This is a genomic window from Bacterioplanoides sp. SCSIO 12839 (assembly GCF_024397975.1).
Taxonomy (GTDB): Bacteria; Pseudomonadota; Gammaproteobacteria; order Pseudomonadales; family Oceanobacteraceae; genus Bacterioplanoides.
Window position 1 is genome coordinate 573,203 of the sequence record NZ_CP073745.1, and the last position, 18,486, is coordinate 591,688.

General features: G+C 48.0%; 18 protein-coding genes. 13 read left to right on the forward strand and 5 right to left on the reverse strand.

Features of this window, described 5'->3' with window-relative positions; translation table 11 throughout:
• Positions 1–57: 57 nt before the first annotated feature.
• Positions 58–2,238 (forward strand): TonB-dependent siderophore receptor, encoded by a 2,181-nt coding sequence (locus KFF03_RS02745; protein ID WP_255858749.1) that lies wholly within the window; start codon positions 58–60, stop codon positions 2,236–2,238.
• 674 nt (positions 2,239–2,912) lie between these two features.
• Positions 2,913–3,635, forward strand: coding sequence for an MORN repeat-containing protein (locus KFF03_RS02750; RefSeq protein WP_255858750.1), 723 nt, complete (start codon positions 2,913–2,915; stop codon positions 3,633–3,635).
• 191 nt (positions 3,636–3,826) lie between these two features.
• Here KFF03_RS02750 and KFF03_RS02755 read toward each other — a convergent pair whose 3' ends face one another.
• Positions 3,827–6,814 (reverse strand): Calx-beta domain-containing protein, encoded by a 2,988-nt coding sequence (locus tag KFF03_RS02755; protein ID WP_255858751.1) that lies wholly within the window; start codon positions 6,812–6,814, stop codon positions 3,827–3,829.
• 301 nt (positions 6,815–7,115) lie between these two features.
• Here KFF03_RS02755 and rpsF point away from each other — a divergent pair, with 301 nt between their 5' ends.
• The 10 genes from rpsF to KFF03_RS02805 all read left to right on the forward strand — a co-directional run bounded on the left by rpsF (position 7,116) and on the right by KFF03_RS02805 (position 14,578).
• The gene (gene rpsF, locus KFF03_RS02760; protein ID WP_255858752.1) at positions 7,116–7,550 is read left to right on the forward strand and encodes a 30S ribosomal protein S6; all 435 of its coding nucleotides are present in this window, start codon (positions 7,116–7,118) and stop codon (positions 7,548–7,550) included.
• Positions 7,551–7,564: 14 nt separating this feature from the next.
• Entirely contained in the window at positions 7,565–7,795 is a 231-nt protein-coding gene (gene rpsR, locus KFF03_RS02765) for a 30S ribosomal protein S18 (RefSeq protein ID WP_068659206.1), read from the forward strand.
• A 168-nt stretch (positions 7,796–7,963) separates the two neighbouring features.
• Positions 7,964–8,821 carry a hypothetical protein gene (locus KFF03_RS02770; RefSeq protein WP_255858753.1) on the forward strand — a complete coding sequence of 286 codons (858 nt, stop codon included), beginning with the start codon at positions 7,964–7,966 and terminating at the stop codon, positions 8,819–8,821.
• A gap of 39 nt (positions 8,822–8,860) precedes the next feature.
• Positions 8,861–9,307 carry a 50S ribosomal protein L9 gene (gene rplI, locus KFF03_RS02775; protein WP_255858754.1) on the forward strand — a complete coding sequence of 149 codons (447 nt, stop codon included), beginning with the start codon at positions 8,861–8,863 and terminating at the stop codon, positions 9,305–9,307.
• A 146-nt stretch (positions 9,308–9,453) separates the two neighbouring features.
• On the forward strand, positions 9,454–10,857 hold the full coding sequence (gene dnaB / locus KFF03_RS02780) for a replicative DNA helicase (protein ID WP_370647471.1): 1,404 nt from the start codon (positions 9,454–9,456) through the stop codon (positions 10,855–10,857).
• Between the two features lie 261 nt (positions 10,858–11,118).
• Positions 11,119–11,715 (forward strand): hypothetical protein, encoded by a 597-nt coding sequence (locus KFF03_RS02785; protein WP_255858756.1) that lies wholly within the window; start codon positions 11,119–11,121, stop codon positions 11,713–11,715.
• Entirely contained in the window at positions 11,712–12,248 is a 537-nt protein-coding gene (locus tag KFF03_RS02790) for a GNAT family N-acetyltransferase (RefSeq protein WP_255858757.1), read from the forward strand. The genes KFF03_RS02785 and KFF03_RS02790 overlap by 4 nt, the downstream gene beginning before the upstream one ends.
• Positions 12,249–12,264: 16 nt before the next feature.
• Positions 12,265–13,113: a hypothetical protein gene (locus tag KFF03_RS02795; RefSeq protein ID WP_255858758.1), complete on the forward strand. Its 849-nt coding sequence runs from the start codon at positions 12,265–12,267 to the stop codon at positions 13,111–13,113.
• A 41-nt stretch (positions 13,114–13,154) separates the two neighbouring features.
• Positions 13,155–14,096 carry a slipin family protein gene (locus tag KFF03_RS02800; RefSeq protein ID WP_255858759.1) on the forward strand — a complete coding sequence of 314 codons (942 nt, stop codon included), beginning with the start codon at positions 13,155–13,157 and terminating at the stop codon, positions 14,094–14,096.
• Between the two features lie 23 nt (positions 14,097–14,119).
• The gene (locus KFF03_RS02805) at positions 14,120–14,578 is read left to right on the forward strand and encodes an NfeD family protein (protein ID WP_255858760.1); all 459 of its coding nucleotides are present in this window, start codon (positions 14,120–14,122) and stop codon (positions 14,576–14,578) included.
• 56 nt (positions 14,579–14,634) lie between these two features.
• On the opposite strand, the gene KFF03_RS02810 is transcribed toward KFF03_RS02805, so the two are convergent.
• Together KFF03_RS02810 and KFF03_RS02815 are read right to left on the reverse strand one after the other, a co-directional pair.
• Positions 14,635–15,216 (reverse strand): hypothetical protein, encoded by a 582-nt coding sequence (locus KFF03_RS02810; RefSeq protein ID WP_255858761.1) that lies wholly within the window; start codon positions 15,214–15,216, stop codon positions 14,635–14,637.
• Positions 15,217–15,427: 211 nt separating this feature from the next.
• Positions 15,428–15,892: a nuclear transport factor 2 family protein gene (locus tag KFF03_RS02815; RefSeq protein ID WP_255858762.1), complete on the reverse strand. Its 465-nt coding sequence runs from the start codon at positions 15,890–15,892 to the stop codon at positions 15,428–15,430.
• Positions 15,893–16,037: 145 nt separating this feature from the next.
• Between KFF03_RS02815 and KFF03_RS02820 the strand changes: the two genes are divergently transcribed.
• Entirely contained in the window at positions 16,038–16,991 is a 954-nt protein-coding gene (locus KFF03_RS02820; RefSeq protein ID WP_255858763.1) for a GlxA family transcriptional regulator, read from the forward strand.
• Here the strand turns inward: KFF03_RS02820 and KFF03_RS02825 are convergent.
• The gene (locus KFF03_RS02825; protein WP_255858764.1) at positions 16,983–17,912 is read right to left on the reverse strand and encodes a patatin family protein; all 930 of its coding nucleotides are present in this window, start codon (positions 17,910–17,912) and stop codon (positions 16,983–16,985) included. The genes KFF03_RS02820 and KFF03_RS02825 overlap by 9 nt on opposite strands.
• Positions 17,913–18,006: 94 nt before the next feature.
• The gene (locus KFF03_RS02830) at positions 18,007–18,486 is read right to left on the reverse strand and encodes a (2Fe-2S)-binding protein (RefSeq protein ID WP_255858765.1); all 480 of its coding nucleotides are present in this window, start codon (positions 18,484–18,486) and stop codon (positions 18,007–18,009) included.

Below are 18,486 nucleotides of genomic sequence, written 5' to 3' on the forward strand. Positions count from 1 at the left end.
TAACTATATAGTGTGCGACCTATACGAATGGTAATTAGTCTTATTAAGGATAGGGTTATGAAGTTGTTTGCTAAAGCGCCTCTGGCGTTAGCCGTTGTGATGGCGGCTTCTGTGAATGCAGAAACCGCTGATACTGTGCCAACAGAAGATGAGGTTGTGTTAAATCAAGTCGTTGTTGTTGGTGATAACTTTGAAGGGCGCACAACCAGTGTTGGCAGAATGGATGTAGAAATCACAGAAACACCTTATTCGGTTTCTGTGATTACGCAGGATTTCTTCACCGCAACTGGTGTTAAGACCATTCAGGATGCATTGCAATATTCTGCTGGTGTCAACGGCGCATCATTTGGTATCGACTCTCGTACAGATTCTTCAACCATTCGTGCCGTTCGACCTATTTTATATCTGGATGGCATGCGAAAGTCGGTCGGAAATTATAACAATACTCGTCAGAACCCGTTTACCCTGGAGCGCCTGGAAATACTAAAAGGCCCGTCATCCGTCAGCTATGGTCAATCCGGTACTGGTGGTATTGTTAATATGGTGAGCAAGCGCCCTCAAGCTGAGTTTGGCGGTGAAGTCTGGGCACAAGTAGGCACGTTTGATAGAAAGCAGTTAGCGGTGGACGTGACTGGCCCAATTGATGCGGACGGGCAGTTCTTGTACCGCTTGGTGGCTTTGAAACGTGATTCGGAATCGCAAACGGATTATGTAGACGATGACAGCATGATTTTGATGCCGTCTCTGACTTGGGCCCCATCAGCTCAAACCTCTATGACGTTGATGATGAACAAGCAGAAAGACCAGACTGGATCATCTACGCAGTTCCTGCCACTGGCTGGTACAGTACTGCCTAACCCTAATGGTGATATCGATCAATCTCTGTTTGTGAGTGAGCCTGACTTTGATCGCTTTGACTCCGAGCAAACGGCTTATACTCTGAGTTTTGATCATATTTTTAATGAGGTGTTCTCGTTATCGGCTAACTACCGCGATTCACAAAGTGATGTGAAATATGATTCCATGTGGCCGGTTGTATTTCCGCAGTCGTTCCAGCCTCTTTTTTACCCAGGAAGCGATGTTCATCGTTTTGAAGCCGATGGCCGTACCGCTAACCGTACTGCTCGTGCCAGTAAATTGTCTGCCGATGCAAAAACATTGGATGTTCGTTTAAATGCTGATTTCCGTACCGGATCACTTGAACATCGAGTGGTATTCGGTCTGGATGCGCAGGATATTACTACTGATAATAATTACTCAGAGATCAACACTGCTCAGGTAATTGCCTTTAACCCAGGCGCTGCCGTTGATTTATCACTGGATTTATATAACCCGCAATATGGTCAATTATCAGCAGAAGGCCTGGCCGCTCTGGATGCATTGCGACCGGCTAACAGGCCGTCATCGACGTTGGAGCAACAAGGCGTTTATTTGATGGATCAGATTCGTTATGAAAACTGGATCGTATCAGCAGGCCTTCGACACGATCATGTGAAAAATAGTACACAAGGTGAATCAGACTCAGATAAAGACAGTGAAATGACTCATCAGTTAGGGGTAATGCACCAGTTCAATAATGGCTTGTCACCCTATGTCAGTTATGCTGAGTCGTTTGAACCGATTGCAGGTACTGACGACGCCGGTAAGCGTTATAAGCCAGCTACTGGTCAGCAAGTAGAAGCAGGTGTTAAATATCAACCTGCAGGAACCAAGCTGTTAATTACCGCAGCTTATTATGAAATTGATGAAAAGAATCGCCTGACGACTGACCCAAATAATGTTCTAAGCCAAATCCAGGTAGAGTCTGAGATTGACGGTTATGAGCTTGAAGTTCAAGGCACCTTAGGTCAATTTGATTTTATTGCGGGTTATACAAAACTGGATGCAACCCGCAAGCCTGAAGATGGTGGGTCTTCTACTAAGCTGGAAGCCGTCCCTGAAGAACAGGCTTCTGCCTGGGTTACTCACCGCTTTGCGAATCAGCTGACTGGCTTCCGTGTTGGTCTGGGGGCTCGTTACGTTGGTACTACATATGATGGCAGCGATAACCGAGAGTTAGAAACCGATTCGTTTACGCTCTACGATGCAATGCTTGGTTATGAGCTGAAAAACTGGTTCTTCAGCTTGAATGGCCGCAATATTACCAATAAAGAGCACTTAAACTCTTGTCTGGCCCGTGGTGATTGTTTTGCCGGGGAAGAGCGGACCGTATCGGCTGACGTTCGCTATAAATTCTGATCAAGAAGAATTTGTGAAGTTGTTTAACCGCATTCATCAATTGATGAATGCGGTTTTTTTTACTCTTTAAACTTATCTGGTTAAAAAACAACCAAACTGACAGTGTGCTTTAACGAATGCCCGTTAGCGGCTGTTATAATCAAAAAATTCACAGAATTATCCACAGAAACTGTGGAAAGTCTTCGGTAATTTTCCCCACCCGTATTTCATCTTTGTCATAAAAAGTGCTCCGCAGTGCTTGACTTTGTTTGGCTGTTATAAAATTGGCACCTTTGTATCAGAAACCTCTGGAGGCCTTGAAATATAAGGTTTTTTTATTTTTTTATGAGCTGGTTAAAAAATAGACCAGTTTGCTATAAGTACGGTTTTATAGGGTTTGTGACGGTTTTGCTCAGACTATTCACAAAGTTATTCACAGATTCTGTGAGCAACTCCACTATTGACAGGCGTGCTTTATGCACAATCTGGCCAGAACAAAAAAAGAGTGGAAAAATGGGTTGGGCATATTGACTTGTGCACAACTCGACACTGTATAGCGAGTTTTTGGGTTTGATGTTGAAGAAAAGATATTTGTGTTTAAAGAGGTAGTGAATATCACCTAGTTTGTTGTGGCTGTTATTAGGTGGCATTCTGATACTTCAATGTTGATAGTTATGGGTTCAGGGAGAGGATTTATGAAATTTTATCAATGGATAGGCTTTGTTTGTCTCGTAGTGTCTTGTGATATCGATGCCGAACACTGTGAAGCAAAACTTCCAGACTCGTCTGTTTACATTGGCAACTGTGAAGATGGGCTGTTCCATGGTCAGGGAAAATTGGAGTGGCGCGATGGTTCTTCTTATAAAGGAGAATTCAACAGTGGTTTGATAGAAGGACAAGGGATCTTTACATCCGGTGTTGGCTGGACTCATGAAGGGTCATTTAAAGATGGCTCTTTGCATGGTTATGGCATTTATATTGATCCAACGGGAGATCGTTATGAAGGCGAGTTTAAGCACGGTGTATATCATGGAGTTGGTGTTTTTACAGGCCGCAATGGTGACGTATGTAAGGCTGAATATCGAGATGGCTTGATGCATGGTAAAGGTCGTTGCAGTTATTCTGATGGAGCGAAAGTTAACGCGGAATGGAAAGAAGGATTGTTGTCCGGTGTTGGCCAGACCCTTATGCCAAATGGTGATCTTTACGAGGGACAATATCGTGATGGTTATTGGAATGGTTTAGGAACATTCACATATGTCAGTGGTGATATTTATGTCGGAGAGTTTGCTAACGGTATGTTCCATGGAGAAGGAGAGGTCAGGTATTCGGATGGTACGCACTTAAAAGGGAAGTGGGTAAAGGGCGAGTATCAAGACAGTACTTTTTCTGAACACTGTGAATCTACAGCTATATAAAAAACGCCCCTAGATCAATCCCGACATTGACCGATGCCGAAGATGGATCTGGGGGCGTCTTATAAACTGCTGAGCCACCCTCATAGCCCATGGATTATATTAAGACTTTTGCGGGAAAATACACTGCGACAGGATGTCGCAGTGTTATTCAACAGGGGTGCTAATAGCAGGTGCTTTTAACAGACGAGCAGTTAATAGACCTCTACTGCGGGCAGGTTATCGCCCATTTCACCCTCATCATCACCAACTTCTTCATCATAAAATTGTGTACGGCCCAACTCGCCGTATTCACTGTAGCCCCAGCATTTGACGTCATGGTTGTCCAATAAGGCACACATCTGGTACCCACGACCGGCAAACTCAACGACTGTTCGGCCGCTGCCCATATCTGGCTGCGGTGCTGTGGCAATTAGCTCACCATCATCATCGCCCCAGTCATTACCACTCGGGTCGCCATTAATGGCGTAATCTTCGTCACCCCAGCATCGATGCTCGCCGTTAGAAAGGCGTGCACAGGTGTTGTAATAGGTAGCAATTAACTGATCAAACATCAGCCCCTGGCCAGTTTGCAGGATATTTTCATCGCGGCGAACGATGGAGCTGAGGCGGCCATCGCCGTTATCAAAGCCAATATCGATTTGTGTGCCTCCGGCATCCGGGCAATATGCCGAGCCAACTGGCAGTGAGCGGGTTTCGCTAATATAGGTTTGTGAGTCGGTATGGCAGTATTCGCGTGTACTGCTGGGTTCATTGTTATCGATTACGCCATTGCCATTGAGGTCGGTCACTTGTTGATATTCAAGTCCACCCAGGTCACAACTGGTCGCCGGGTCACTTGGATCAATCACATTAACCCGGCCCAGCAAGTTCTGATCTGCGCACAGGGACTCTCTGCGTTCAAAGGCGGTACTCTCGATGGTTCTATCGCTAAGGCCTAAGCCAATCTGGCCGTCTCCATTATCACCCCAGCATCGGACGCGGCCATCGGTGAGAATGGCACAGGCATGTCGGTAGCCAATTTCAATCTGTTCAGCCAGGTCGTTGTTGAGCTCAACAAAAGGCAGGTTGTTGCCCATATCGAAGGTGGATCTGCCTTTATAACTCTCGTCATCATTGAGGCCTAATATGGTGGAACGATTCCGGCCCCAGCACTTCGCGCGGCCATCGGTCAGTACTGCACAGCTGCTGGTGTATCCGGCACTGATTGATTTAGCGAGCAGAGGCTGGCCTTCATTATCGGTTCCTAAGTCGACATAAGGCAGGTTGTCGCCCATGCTACCAGTGTTGTCACCACGATCGGTTGTATCGCCATAACCCAGTTGACCGCTGCCTGCCTCTCCCCAGCATTTAATCCGGCCGTTATCCAATAACACGCAGGTATGATCATCGCCGCCAGCGATGGCCGTGGCGTAACGGTCGGTTCCTAATTGAACGGCAGGCAGTGCATTGCCTAATTCCGCTAGGTCGTCACCGGTAACTGAGCTATTGCCATTGTCACGCTCAAGACCGGTGTAATCATCGTCACCCCAGCACTTAACGATATTGTCGCTGGGTTGATCGCCACCAGAGAACAAGCCACAGCTGAAGTCTTCACCCAGGGTAAGGTCTAATAATGGTTCATCGCCAATCAGTGCCGGGGGCAGGTTGGAACCCATGTCTGAAATCTGGAGTTTGCCATCGTTGTTGTCATCGACACCAACATACAGGCCTTTACCACCTTGTTCGCAAACAAACTTATCGGCGCTCAGAGGCTCCTCGCGGTAAATGTAGGTTTTTGTTGCGGTATTACAGTATTTGCCGGTTTTGTTCTGTTCATCATCATCCAACAGGCCATTGCCATTATTGTCTGGGCCACGGCGATAACTAATGCCACCAAGCATGTCGCTGCAGGTGTTGTCATCGTTAGCGATTTGTTGGATAACCATCAGGCCTTCTGCATTACCTTCGTTGCAACTGTATTGCAGGTCGGCTTCTCCATATGCGGTGCCATATTCTTTTTCTCCGCCAGTGGCGAAGTTATAGTCCTCTCCATAGCCCCAGCATTTTAAAAGATTGTCCTGAGACAAGGCGCAGCTGGAGTAATAACCGCCAAAAATGCGGGCGGTGACCGGTAAAATATCCAGCTGAAGAGGATTGGCCGGCATTTCAATCTGACCAGCGCCCGATAAATTAATCAGCAGGCTTTCGCGCAGTTCTTTATCATTGTCATCGATAATGGTGACATCAAAACTGGCAGACGTTTGCCCGGCTGGAATAATAAAGCTACTGGTTAGGGTGAAGTCGCTGCCTGCCTGAGCATGTTCGGCGTAAGGATCTAAGGCGGCAACTTGTGAGTGAGAAACCGTTATTTGATTATCAATGCAGCTGGCTTCTTGCAGTTCAACCTGAACCGTAGCGTTGCCAGCATTCTCATTAATAGTCATTGCTGACTGCGCGAAGCTCAGTTGCGGACCGGCATCGCCATCGTAATCAATACGGCCAAAACCGGCAGAGCTACCCAGAGTGCTACTCGTCTGCAGCATAAAATATTCGCTGCACTCATAGCGGTCATCATCGATGAGTTCAATCTGAATTTGTTTGTTTTGGTCACCTGCCGCAAATACCAGTTCGCCGGCACTGGCGCGGTAGTCTTCACCGGACTCTGCGGTGACATCGACCGTGCCCCAGGTCACCGTCACCGTTTCGGTTGCTGGCTCAGGAAGTGACAGAGTAAAGGTTATCTGACCACTGTCTTCATTTGCCTGGGAGTTGCTAATGATGGGCAACTGGGTATTTTTGCCGTCAGCACCGTCAGCACCGTCAGCACCGTCAGCACCGTCAGCACCGTCAGCACCGTCAGCACCGTCAGCACCGTCAGCACCGTCAGCACCGTCAGCACCGTCAGCACCATTACAGATATATTGAGTCTCGGTTACTTCTTGGTCGTCTAATACACCATTGTTATTACTATCCAGTCCGGTATCGACGCGTGTACCGCCAGTTGGGCACTGTTCTCCGGCTGTCAGGTTTGTGCTGCGCAGCAAGGCATTACCGGAGGGGGAGGCGGGTGCTGGCTCGGTCGTTTCAGGTGTATTGGTTTCTGGCGTGGGATCGGAAGAGCTGCTGCCTCCACCACCGCAGGCGGTTAATGTCAGGGTCGTGATCAATAAAGGCAAGGCTACCGGTGTTGAGGAAGGCATATCAGGCTCTGCTTGTTCGTTCTTTAGTGGCGGATGAGTATATTTTTTATTCAATTTCTGCTCAATGCATTTTTTTACATTTATATACAAACCGATACAAAGTCAGCGGTTTTAGAGCTTAAATCCGGAAAATTTGCCTGATATTTGAACTGTTCGCTCGGGTTTGTTAGTATCCGCGCTCCATTTTGTCCCTTGATCGGTCGGTTTTTATCGGTTGATTTCATGTCTCCTGTTAGACATGAGGACAAACTCCTTGCCTTACCGGATGGGCCGGAAGGCTAAAACCCATAGGGAGCTGACAATGCGTCACTACGAAATCGTTTTTCTGGTACACCCAGATCAGAGCGAACAAGTACCAGCCATGGTAGAGCGTTACACCAACACAATCGAAGCTGACGGTGGCCAGATTCACCGCTTCGAAGACTGGGGTCGTCGCCACCTGGCATACCCAATCAACGACGTTCATAAAGCACACTACATTCTGATGAATGTTGAGTGTTCTCAGGAAGCCCTGGACGAACTGACTACCAACTTCCGTTACAACGACGCTGTTCTGCGTAACCTGGTAATCCGTCGTGATGAAGCTATTACCGAAATTTCTCCGATCAAAGCTGCTGAAAGCCGCGAAGATCGTCGTCGTTCTGAATCTCGTCAGGAAACTGCTGAGACTACAGAAGAAGCACCAGCTGCTGAAGAAGCTGCTGAAGAGACCCAAGCTGAAGACAGCGCTGAGTAATAGGAGATTTAATCATGGCACGTTTTTTCCGTCGTCGTAAGTTCTGCCGTTTCACTGCTGAAGGCGTATCCGAAATCGATTACAAAGATATGGATACTCTGAAAGGCTACATCACTGAAACTGGCAAAATCGTACCAAGCCGTATCACTGGTACTCGTGCAAAATATCAGCGTCAGCTGTCTACTGCGATCAAGCGCGCGCGCTACATCGCACTGCTGCCGTACACTGATCAGCACGACAACTAAGTTGATTGATCCAAGCTAGCTGCGTTGCGCTAGCTTTGTTAAAAATGACCTCGTTGTGCTCATGTATATCTTCATACACTGCGCGAACTTGGTCATTTTTGCCTTGCTATCATGGCCTCGCTTACGCTTGGTGAACGTAGAATTGGATCTCAAATTAGGTTGAATGTGATGAAAAAATTGGCTCAATGGGCCATGTCCGGTCGCTGGCAGGCAGCTGTCGCGGCCGGTGGTTGTTTAGCTTTCCCGTTATTGTTCTGGATCGGTGCTGCGTTGTTGGCACTGGTGATCTTGCGGTATGGCTGGCAACAAGCGGGTCAGGTTGTGTTATGGGCGTTATTGCCGGGTATTGCCTGGCTGGCCATGGGCGATCCGACTCCGTTATTAACTGCTTTGGGCACCAGCGCCCTGGCGGTGATGCTGCGTACCAGTATTCGTCTTGATTGGACGGTGATGGCATCCGCAGTATTGGGCATTGTGGCGTATTTTCTGCTGCCATCGGTATTACCTGATGTGTTACCTCAGGTGGTTGCCAGCAGTGAACAAGCCATTGCTGAGGCGTTAAAAGAGCAGCCGGAAATGGCCGCTCAAATACAGCCTTTAGTTGGCCCGATGATGAATGGCGTACTGGCTGCGCTTCATTCGCTGGTATTTATGTTGTGTCTGTTACTGGGACGCTATTGGCAAAGTACCTTTTATAACCCTGGCGGGTTTGGTACTGAGTTCAAACAGCTTCGACTGCCGTTGGCATTTACATTACCGGTGATTCTGGTGATGTTCAGCGCCAGCCAGTTAGATCCGGAGCTGGCAGGATTGATGCCGGTATTTACCATACCGCTGATGCTTGCCGGACTGGCTCTGTTCCATGGCCTGGTCACGCAGACCAAAGCCAGCCCTGCGTGGATGACCGTGGTATACATCGGTTTATTCGTGTTAGGGCCATACATGTACACATTACTAATTTTCGTAGCGTGTCTGGATAGTGCCTGGAACTTCCGCGCGCGACTACCAAAAGACACGGCAGACTGATTTCAGAAACAGTTTTAGCCCTGTAATGAGGAATTAAAAATGCAAATTATCCTGTTAGAAAAAGTAGCAAACCTGGGTGAACTGGGCGAACAAGTAAACGTTAAGCCTGGTTACGCTCGTAACTTCCTGTTCCCACAAAACAAAGCAGTACCTGCGACTAAAGCAAACGTTGAGCAATTCGAAGCTCGTCGTGCTGAGCTGGAAAAAGCAGCTGCTGAGAAACTGGCTGAAGCAAACGGCCGTAAAGAGAAAATCGAAGGCATCGAGCTGTCTGTTGCAGTACGCGCAGGCGACGAAGGTAAGCTGTTCGGTTCTCTGGGTAACCGTGACATCGCGGAACTGGCTACCGAAGCTGGCGTTGAACTGAGCAAAGCTGAAGTTCGTCTGCCTACCGGTCCTATCCGTTCTGTTGGTGAGTTCGACGTTGCGATTCACCTGCACGCAGAAGTAAACGCTGTTCTGAAACTGCACGTAGTTGCTGAATAAGAACTGTGTACAAGAGACTGTTTGATCAGTCCATGGCGCGCTGTTAATGACAGCGCCGCTGTAAAAAGGCACTATTAGATTCTTTCTGATAGTGCCTTTTTTATTGTCTCTGGATTTTCTGAAAACAACTCCGTATGTCTGACTTTATAAACGACGATTACATCCCGGAAGCGGATGGCGAATATGGCGCTACGGTTGCCTCCAGCAAAACACCGCCACACTCGGTAGAAGCGGAACAATCGGTGTTAGGCTCGCTGATGCTGGACGAGCGCGCCTGGGAGTCGGTATCGGAATCCACCGAAGATTCCGATTTTTATCGTCAGGATCACCGCCAGATTTTTCGTGCCATCACCCACCTGGTGAAATCAGAGCAACCGATTGACGTCGTTACCGTTGCTGAAGAACTCGAAGAGCGCGGTCAACTCGATAAAGTCGGTGGGGCAGCCTACTTAAGTCGCCTGGTGGATATGACACCGTCCATCGATAACTGTGGTGCTTATGCTGAGATTGTGCGTGAGCGCTCTCAGCAGCGTCGTTTGATTGAAGCCGCCACCGACATTATGGATAAGGCCTACGAGCCGGATGGTGCCACGGCATTGGACTTGTTATCGGATGCCGAAAAATCCATTGCTCAAATCGCCGAGGGCAACCGCCAGGACGGTGGCCCACAAGTGGTCGCCCCGATTCTGAAGAGCACGCTCGATCAGCTGGATGAAATGTTTAACCAGCCGGATGGGCTATCAGGCTTAACCACCGGCTTTAACGAGATTGATAACCGTACTTCCGGTTGGCAAAAAGCGGATCTGGTGATTGTTGCGGCGCGTCCGTCGATGGGTAAAACCACCTACGCCATGAACCTGGTGGAAAATGCGTTATTAGCCACCAAGCGCCCATGTTTGGTGTTCTCGATGGAGATGCCATCGGAATCCATTGTGATGCGGATGTTGTCGTCGATTGGCAAAATCGACCAGACCCGTATCCGTAGTGGCAAGCTGGTGGATGAAGACTGGCCGAAGCTGTCGGCGGCTGTGAATATGCTCAAAGACCTGCCGCTCTACATTGACGATACCGCAGCCTTAACACCGCAAGAGATGCGTAACCGCGCGCGCAAAGTGTATCGCGAGAACAACAACGATCTGGCCATGATCATGGTGGATTACCTGCAGTTGATGCGAGTGTCTGGCCCATCAGAAGGCCGGACTCAGGAAATTTCTGAAATCTCGCGCTCGTTAAAAGCCATGGCAAAAGAATTTAACTGCCCGATGATCGCGCTGTCGCAGCTGAACCGCTCGTTGGAGCAACGCCCGAACAAACGCCCGGTGAACTCGGATCTGCGGGAATCGGGTGCGATCGAGCAGGACGCGGATATTATTCAGTTTATTTACCGCGACGAAGTGTATAACGAAGATTCACCGGATAAAGGTGTGGCCGAATTGATTACCGGTAAGCACCGGAACGGCCCGATTGGTACCGACCGCTTAGCCTTTATTGGCAAGCACACCCGTTTTGAAAACCTCGCCCACGGTTATGAGGGCGATGACGATTATTGATGAGAAAGAGCGGTAAGCCGTATTGTTTTCAGCCGCCGCGCGGAAGGGCCATCCCTGGCCCTGCCGCGCTACCGCGACATCCTGTCGCTGCTTTTGAAAATCAATACGACTCACCGCCTAATAAATCTCGACGTTGTACGGGCTCGGATGTTTTGCTGAAGGGGTCGATCACAGGATGTGATCGATTAGCGTACAGGGATGTATTCACAGCGCCCCGAAAGCAAAATATCCGAGTCCGTACTGTTTAGTATCGGAATTATTATGAATTTTACACCCGAGCTGCAATTTGAAGGTGCAGACTTCCGCGGCCGCGTTCGCTCCCTCAGCGACGACGATCAGGCCAACCTGTTAAATCTCTACCAGCATCCGGAATTACCGGGACAACGGCCATTAGATCCTGAATCCGAGCAGGCACAGGATCACATCGCACGGATGATCGAACTCAGCGTACAAATGGCCGCAACCCAGCGTGGCATCATGTGGGCGCTGGAAATCAACGATGAATTTCAGGGTATGGTCAGCGTATTTGACTGGCAGCCATCACTGTTACGCGCCACTTTGCGAGTGGATGGTTTAGCAGCACTCACTAACCAGCAACGCGCCAGCGCGCTGGCGGTGTGTATGGATTTTATGGCCGAAAAATACCACCTGCGTAACTTCGCTTATCAGTGGATTCAGGGACAAGACGAAGCCTTGTTAACCACGCTGGAAAATATCGGTTTCGAACGTAGTGCGACTATGCGCGAAGCCTGGAAACTGGTGAACGATAGCGGTGAAAAATCCTACGTTGATATCATTCAGCTGAACCGAGTTCTTGATATAAAAGAGAGCGGCCGTAAAGAAGGAGAAGAATCATGAACTGGAATTTTTCGACTCCGAACTTCTCCTTGCGTTTACCCCAAGCTGACCAAGACGGCGATGCATTGTATGAGCTATTAAGCCAGCCCGGAGTGATGGCGCATATCCCGAAAGCCTCCATGTCGGTTTCTGCACAATCACTCGACGAACTGCGCCGTGTGGCGATGCGTTTTGAGGTGCGTGAAAGTGCCTGCTGGATGGTCGAAGGTGCTTTTGATAAGCAATTAATTGCCCGTGTTGGCATTCAGAAGATTAACTGGATGACCGAAAGCGCTCAGTTCTGGTGGGAATTAAGCGATAAAGTCGATTTTTCGGTACTGGCGGAAGTCATTCCTGCGGTGATGAATTTCTGTTTTGATGAGCTGCAGTTAAACCGCCTGGAAATGCGCCTGGTAAAAGATTCACCATTGCACGAAGACTATCTCAAACAGCTTGGTTTTCAATTGGAAGGATGTTTGCCAGCCCAGCAAGAGTTTGAAGGGCAATCCGTTGACCTGAAGCTGTATTCTTTCCTGGCGAACGATCGCGGTTAGATTTCAGGGAGCAAGGATGCGTTTATTACCAGCACTTTTATTGCTATCTCTGAGCTTGCCAGCCATGGCTGGTAAGCTGGATGACTTTGAACAGTCGGCTACGACGTCTCAATCAGAGAAACAATCTTCTAAAAAACATTCGCCATCATCGGGTAAAAGCTCACAATCATCGAGCCGCAGCTCAGAAACATCTGGTTTTGCTGGTGCTATGGTGGAAGCAATCCTCTTTCCCATTGTTGAAGTCGTCGTTAAAACCACGGTATATGCAGCCGCACACGCTACTGACCAGGTGTTGACGACGGGAACACAAGGCAGCCTGAAACAATCCGAGCGTACTTTGCAGGAGCCCATCGATATTCCGGATTTATCGGAAGATGCGGATGGGCATTATGGCGTACCTCTTTTATTAGCCGATATCAGCTATGGCAGTGGCGATGATATTGAATGGCGCGATTTACGCCTGGAAACAGGTTACGGCCCAATCAGTTTATTCTACCGCCGTTCAAAATATCTGGAGCCGGATATTGACGATGAGATGCTGGTTTCTAACTTTAGTGTTAACTATCGTTTGTATTACGGCGCCCGTGTGGAGTTTGATGCGGGCCTTGGAAAGTATTGGCTGCAGGGAAATGATGATACTTCTTCCGCCTCACTCAGGCTGGCATTAAAACTGCGCATGTTCGATAACGTTTGGCTGACCGCAAGCCGTATTGCAACAATGGGCGATGAACTCGATCTTTCCGATAGTGAATATGCTCTGGTGTACGGTAAGCGACATTGGTTTGTCAGAAGTTACTACCGTCGCCTTAATGCCGAAAATTCATCGCTGGATGGCTTTGGTTTTGGGGTAGGTTTGCTATATTAATAACCCTAATATTTATAGAAGTTTAAAATAAGGACGTACGTATGGAATTTATCTTTAATATTCTTTTTACCGTTGAAGCATTTGCTTTAATTCTGGTGCTGATTGTTCTGAAAAGCAGCATCAAATTTGTACCACAAAACCGTGCCTGGCTGGTTGAGCGTTTTGGTAAATACCAATCTACCAAAGAAGCGGGTCTGAATTTCATTATCCCGTTTATTGATCAGATTGCCGCTGACCGTAGTTTGAAAGAGCAAGCGGTAGACGTGCCAAGCCAATCTGCAATTACCCGTGACAACATCACGCTGACGGTTGATGGTGTTCTGTATTTTCGTGTACTCGACCCTTACAAAGCCAGCTACGGTGTTGATGATTATGTATTTGCAGTAACACAACTGGCGCAAACCACCATGCGTTCTGAACTGGGTAAAATGGAACTGGATAAAACCTTCGAAGAGCGTAGCCAGTTAAATGCATCGATCGTCAATTCCATTAACGAAGCGTCTGAGCCATGGGGTATTCAGGTACTGCGTTACGAAATTAAAGACATTGTGCCACCACGTTCTGTTATGGATGCCATGGAAGCACAAATGAAAGCTGAGCGGGTTAAACGTGCTCAGATTCTGGAGTCTGAAGGGGATCGTCAATCAGCCATTAACGTCGCTGAAGGTAAAAAGCAGGCACAGGTTCTGGCAGCGGAAGCTGACAAAGCCGAACAAATCCTGAATGCAGAAGGTGAAGCTCAGGCGATTATTGCGGTAGCGGATGCACAGGCAGAAGCGTTACGCAAAGTCGGTGAAGCAGCAAACACTGCTGAAGGTCAAAAAGCCATTCAGCTGGATCTGGCGACCAAAGCGATTGGTGCCAAAGAAGCGATTGCACGTGAGTCCTCTGTTGTTCTGTTGCCAGAAAATAATACCGATGCCAGCGCTCTGGTCGCTTCTTCGATGTCGATTATTAACTCTCTGAATAAACAACAGAGCTGATTGGTTAGAGATCGGGAGACCAGATGATGGAATTTTTCAGCAGTGACAATATGGCCGAGATCCTGATGGTAGCAGGCCTGGCTGCATTAATTATTGAAGTGGCTGTGCTTGGGTTCGCTACCTTTGTGTTGTTGTTTCTGGGAGCCTCGCTGCTGATTACCGGCCTGGCGATGACTGTTGGTTTGCTTGATACCACTTTGGTTACTGCGCTTTGGAGTAATGCACTACTGACTACCGTGCTGGCGCTGGGGTTATGGAAGCCGCTGCGCCGGATGCAGAATAATGTTGAGAGCAAGGAAGTGAATAGCGACTTTGCAGCAGAGACATTTATTCTCGAAGTGGATGTTGATATTCAGGGGAATACCACTCGCGCCTATTCTGGTGTGCAGTGGAAGTTGAAAAGCCAGCAGCCAATTGCCGCAGGTACTTTGGTTAAAGTTATCAAAACCGAAGTGGGTGTGATGTGGGTTGAAGCAGCCTGATATCACCGATCTTTAATCTGTAAAAAAGCACAGCCCTGGCTGTGCTTTTTTGTATATCACTGTTTTTCAAATGAAGTGACTAACTCATGCAGCAGAATTGTTGCATCAGCTGATTGGTTTGCACGTAATAATTCATACGCTTTTTTTACTTTAAGCTGCAGCTCTTGTAACGCAACGGAGTTGTTTTCCTGTGCTTGCTGCTCAACTTCTGCAATCGGCCGTGTTTTAGCGTTTGCCAGACATTTGATCTGCTTATTCAGACCTTTTTCCTGTTGGCATAAGTTAACCTCAATATCAGAAACATAAGCTTTATTCGCAATTTCCTTCATGCAATCTTTGAAATTTTTATTAAATCCTCTGGCTGTCTGACATAGCAGTAACGTATTTTCCTGATAGTCGTTGTTTTTGATCATTTCCAGACACGATTTGGTTTTGTTCCAACTGCCCAGTTTCTGACAGTGGTCCATCGCAGGTTCGTTAAAACGAGCTTCTTTAACCATGGATAAACATTGTTTGGTATAGGTTTTTTGTTTCAGGTTCTGGCACATATCAACGGCAGTTTGTTGATAAACTTCGTCGGCCTGAACTGGGAGTATCACACTGCAACAAATAACCAGAGTGGAGAGTATTGTTTTCATTATTGGATTCCTACTGCTGAAAAACCAGTGATTCAGAGGTGCCAAATATAAAGCTGTAGCAGTATATTGTCGATGAAAATACAGAATGTCCGTTGAACGCATAGCTGAAAAAACCACCCTCTGCATTGGGAACAACAGAGGGTGGTGAAGGTGAGTAATGTAGTTAGAGTAAGAATGAAGCGAAAATTGTTGTCAGCAATAATCGTTATTGTCAGTAATTCTTTGCCATAAATGCTTTCAGATTGCCCATCGCCATTTGGCTGACTTTTTTACGCAATAATGGCGTCCAGCCCAGTAATAAACCCGGCAGGCCTAGCGCCTGGCGACTCCAGCGCCAGAAGTTAAAACGGTCGATATGTTTAATAATTTTGCCGTCTTTAAATTCAAATTCAGCATCAATAATGTTGTGAACAAAACGCCCGGTCTGACTGAAGTTGTATTTAGGCTCCCAGTGGGCGGTTACTTGGCCGTTTTTTTCGGTGACTGAAAAATCAATGGTCATACCATCAGCACGTTCACACAGCATGTGCCACATAGCTCCCGGTTCAATACCGTTGAGCTCAAATGCTTCATCACGGAAGTAAGCATCCGGATGGTAACAGGCTTTCATCGTCTCATAATCGAGATTCTGAAAGGCGGTGTAAAAGGTTTTGATCAGCTCTTGATGGGCGCTCATACGTTGCTCTCAATGGTTTTGATTTATCAGGGGAGTAGTCAACTGGTATCCAGTGTAGCGCCTGTCAGTTATCACTCGTTAGTGGCATTTATGCCTCCTTGGGTGGATAATCGGGACGTATCTTTTCTGAATTATCGAGACACCTATGAAACGCTGCGTGATTCTTGCACTGGATAACTGTCCTTTGTCATCGGTCTCCGGGCCGATGGAAATCCTGCTGTTGGCCTGCAGGCTAGCTGGGGTAGAAGACTGGCGTATCGAGATCGTTGCCGAGCGTCAGCTCCAGGTGGCCGGTAATGGTGGTGTTAGCCTGAAGGCGCACCAGACAATAGCGGATGTGAAACAAGCTGATTTGGTGATTGTGGGGGCTATTGGTGATCCGAGAATGCGTACAGAGGAGATTGCTCCAAAAACATTACAGTGGATTCAGGCCTTGCAGCAGCAGGGCAGCCAATTAGTGAGTATTTGTACCGGCGCGTATGTCCTGGCTTGTGCCGGTGTGTTAGCCCATAAGCGGGTCACCAGTCATTGGGCTGTGATCGACTGGCTGGCACAGCAGTTCCCGGAATGTGATTGGCAGCCGGGTGCCATGCTGACTCAGGATGGTCAGGTGTGTTGTTCTGGGGGCGCCAGTGCTTATCAGGATATGAGCTTATTATTGGTGCGCCAGTATTTTGGTGACGCCATTGCTCGCCAGGTGGCCAGATCGGTTCTGATTGACCTCGACCGTCATAGCCAGTTGCAATACGCCAGCTTTATGCCACAACGGCAACATCAGGATCATTTAATTCATCTGGTTCAGGATTGGCTGGAACAACATGCTTGTGAGCCATGTACTCAGCAGGAGCTGGCTGAATTAATTAACCTGAGTGAGCGCCAGTTTAAGCGCCGCTTTAAACAAGCGCTGCAACAAACACCACTGTCTTATATTCAGGCGCTAAGGATTGAAGCCGCAAAAAAAGAACTTGAAACCAATCTGAAACATATTGATGTGATTGCCCGTGATTGCGGCTACGAGGATGTGCGTTTTTTCAGAGAATTATTTAAACGTAATACCGGGTTGGCGCCGAGCGAATATCGCACGAAATTTTCATCCTAAGGTTTGCTGTACTAAAAAACGTTTGCCACTTTCAATTCCCCTTTGGTAATCCTGCTGCAAAGCGTGTTTTGAGCTGCCTACCAGTGAGCTGGACAACGCTTGCTGAGGAAATATCTGCTCAATTTCAACATCCGCCGGTGGGTTGTTTATAAACGCCAGATTACGCTGATAGCTGTCTTCATGATGGGTAATTAAATCAATGACTTTAGGACAGTAGTGCGAATTACAAATCATCGATTTAATTTTGTGCACCCAGGGTGAGGTTAAGCTGGTTTCTTCCGTTACGGTGCGTAATACCGTGATTTTTCGGGCTCCGCGATTGTACGCTTCTTCCACTGGGAGCGGCGCCGACAGACCACCATCAACATAATGATGCTCACCAATTTTCACGCCGCCTTTATACAGCACGGGTAACGCGCTGGAGGCTTTTAACATATCCATCCAGTTGTTTTTATCCGGCGAAAAAAATTCGGCACGGCGGTTATCACTGCGGGTTGCCGAAAAATACAGTTGGCGTTGCTGCAAACGCTTATAACCACGTTCGATATCCAGCCCTGAAGCCTGACCATGAACCTGCTCGAAGTACCAGTCGAGATCAACGGCGTGTTTACCAATTAAAGAACGCTGCCACTTAAAAAATTGCGGCTGCGACGATAACTCGGTAATGGCGTGATAACCAAAGCCCGGTTGACAGGTCATGTAACTGGATAAGTTTTGAGCGCCAGCAGACGTGCCGATTAAAATCTCAAACGGGTTAAATCCAGCATGTAACCAAGCATCGAGAATACCCGCGGTAAACACACCACGTTGGCCACCACCTTCGGCAACAAGAGCATGGCCCTGTTGAGGTAATTCAGGGCCGCAGATTTCAGCACGGCAGGGGTGGCAGTTAGCGGATGAGATGGATTGCTGTGATTGCATAGTCAGGCAGCCCTGTTTGAAGGATCTGCACTGACTATAGAGTGGTGTTATCAATTATTTAAATTGATCTTCACTTATTGCTTAATAGCTTCGATTAATCCGATGAGGCGATCAATGCTTCTGACGCGGCTTTGATGCCTTTGCGAATGCGCTGGTGTGTACCACAGCGGCAAATCACGTTCATGGCATTGTTAATGTCTTCATCAGAGGGCGTTGGGTTGTTCTCCAGCAGTGCGGCAGCCGTCATAATCTGCCCGGATTGGCAGTAGCCACACTGAGGCACCTGATGTTCAACCCAGGCTTGTTGCAACGGGTGGTCGTTGTCTTCGCTCAGGCCTTCGATGGTGGTAATGGATTTGCCCAGCACACTGCTCACCGGGGTGATGCACGAGCGCGTTGGGTAGCCATCCACGTGCACGGTACAGGCACCACACATACCAACACCACAACCAAACTTGGTACCGGTTAACTCCAGATTTTCACGCACAAACCACAGCAGCGGTTTGTCGCTGTCGTTATTGCTGTCGCTGTCGGTTAGTTCAATGGTTTGGCCATTAATGGTAATTGTGTTCAT

Excerpts from the sequence above, each read along its gene's own strand:
- KFF03_RS02745 (WP_255858749.1), top strand. The coding sequence starts at position 58 with ATGAAGTTGTTTGCTAAAGCGCCTCTGGCGTTAGCCGTTGTGATGGCG.
- KFF03_RS02750 (WP_255858750.1), top strand. The coding sequence starts at position 2,913 with ATGAAATTTTATCAATGGATAGGCTTTGTTTGTCTCGTAGTGTCTTGT.
- KFF03_RS02755 (WP_255858751.1), bottom strand. The coding sequence starts at position 6,814 with ATGCCTTCCTCAACACCGGTAGCCTTGCCTTTATTGATCACGACCCTG.
- rpsF (WP_255858752.1), top strand. The coding sequence starts at position 7,116 with ATGCGTCACTACGAAATCGTTTTTCTGGTACACCCAGATCAGAGCGAA.
- rpsR (WP_068659206.1), top strand. The coding sequence starts at position 7,565 with ATGGCACGTTTTTTCCGTCGTCGTAAGTTCTGCCGTTTCACTGCTGAA.
- KFF03_RS02770 (WP_255858753.1), top strand. The coding sequence starts at position 7,964 with ATGAAAAAATTGGCTCAATGGGCCATGTCCGGTCGCTGGCAGGCAGCT.
- rplI (WP_255858754.1), top strand. The coding sequence starts at position 8,861 with ATGCAAATTATCCTGTTAGAAAAAGTAGCAAACCTGGGTGAACTGGGC.
- KFF03_RS02785 (WP_255858756.1), top strand. The coding sequence starts at position 11,119 with ATGAATTTTACACCCGAGCTGCAATTTGAAGGTGCAGACTTCCGCGGC.
- KFF03_RS02790 (WP_255858757.1), top strand. The coding sequence starts at position 11,712 with ATGAACTGGAATTTTTCGACTCCGAACTTCTCCTTGCGTTTACCCCAA.
- KFF03_RS02795 (WP_255858758.1), top strand. The coding sequence starts at position 12,265 with ATGCGTTTATTACCAGCACTTTTATTGCTATCTCTGAGCTTGCCAGCC.
- KFF03_RS02800 (WP_255858759.1), top strand. The coding sequence starts at position 13,155 with ATGGAATTTATCTTTAATATTCTTTTTACCGTTGAAGCATTTGCTTTA.
- KFF03_RS02805 (WP_255858760.1), top strand. The coding sequence starts at position 14,120 with ATGATGGAATTTTTCAGCAGTGACAATATGGCCGAGATCCTGATGGTA.
- KFF03_RS02810 (WP_255858761.1), bottom strand. The coding sequence starts at position 15,216 with ATGAAAACAATACTCTCCACTCTGGTTATTTGTTGCAGTGTGATACTC.
- KFF03_RS02815 (WP_255858762.1), bottom strand. The coding sequence starts at position 15,892 with ATGAGCGCCCATCAAGAGCTGATCAAAACCTTTTACACCGCCTTTCAG.
- KFF03_RS02820 (WP_255858763.1), top strand. The coding sequence starts at position 16,038 with ATGAAACGCTGCGTGATTCTTGCACTGGATAACTGTCCTTTGTCATCG.
- KFF03_RS02825 (WP_255858764.1), bottom strand. The coding sequence starts at position 17,912 with ATGCAATCACAGCAATCCATCTCATCCGCTAACTGCCACCCCTGCCGT.
- KFF03_RS02830 (WP_255858765.1), bottom strand. The coding sequence starts at position 18,486 with ATGAACACAATTACCATTAATGGCCAAACCATTGAACTAACCGACAGC.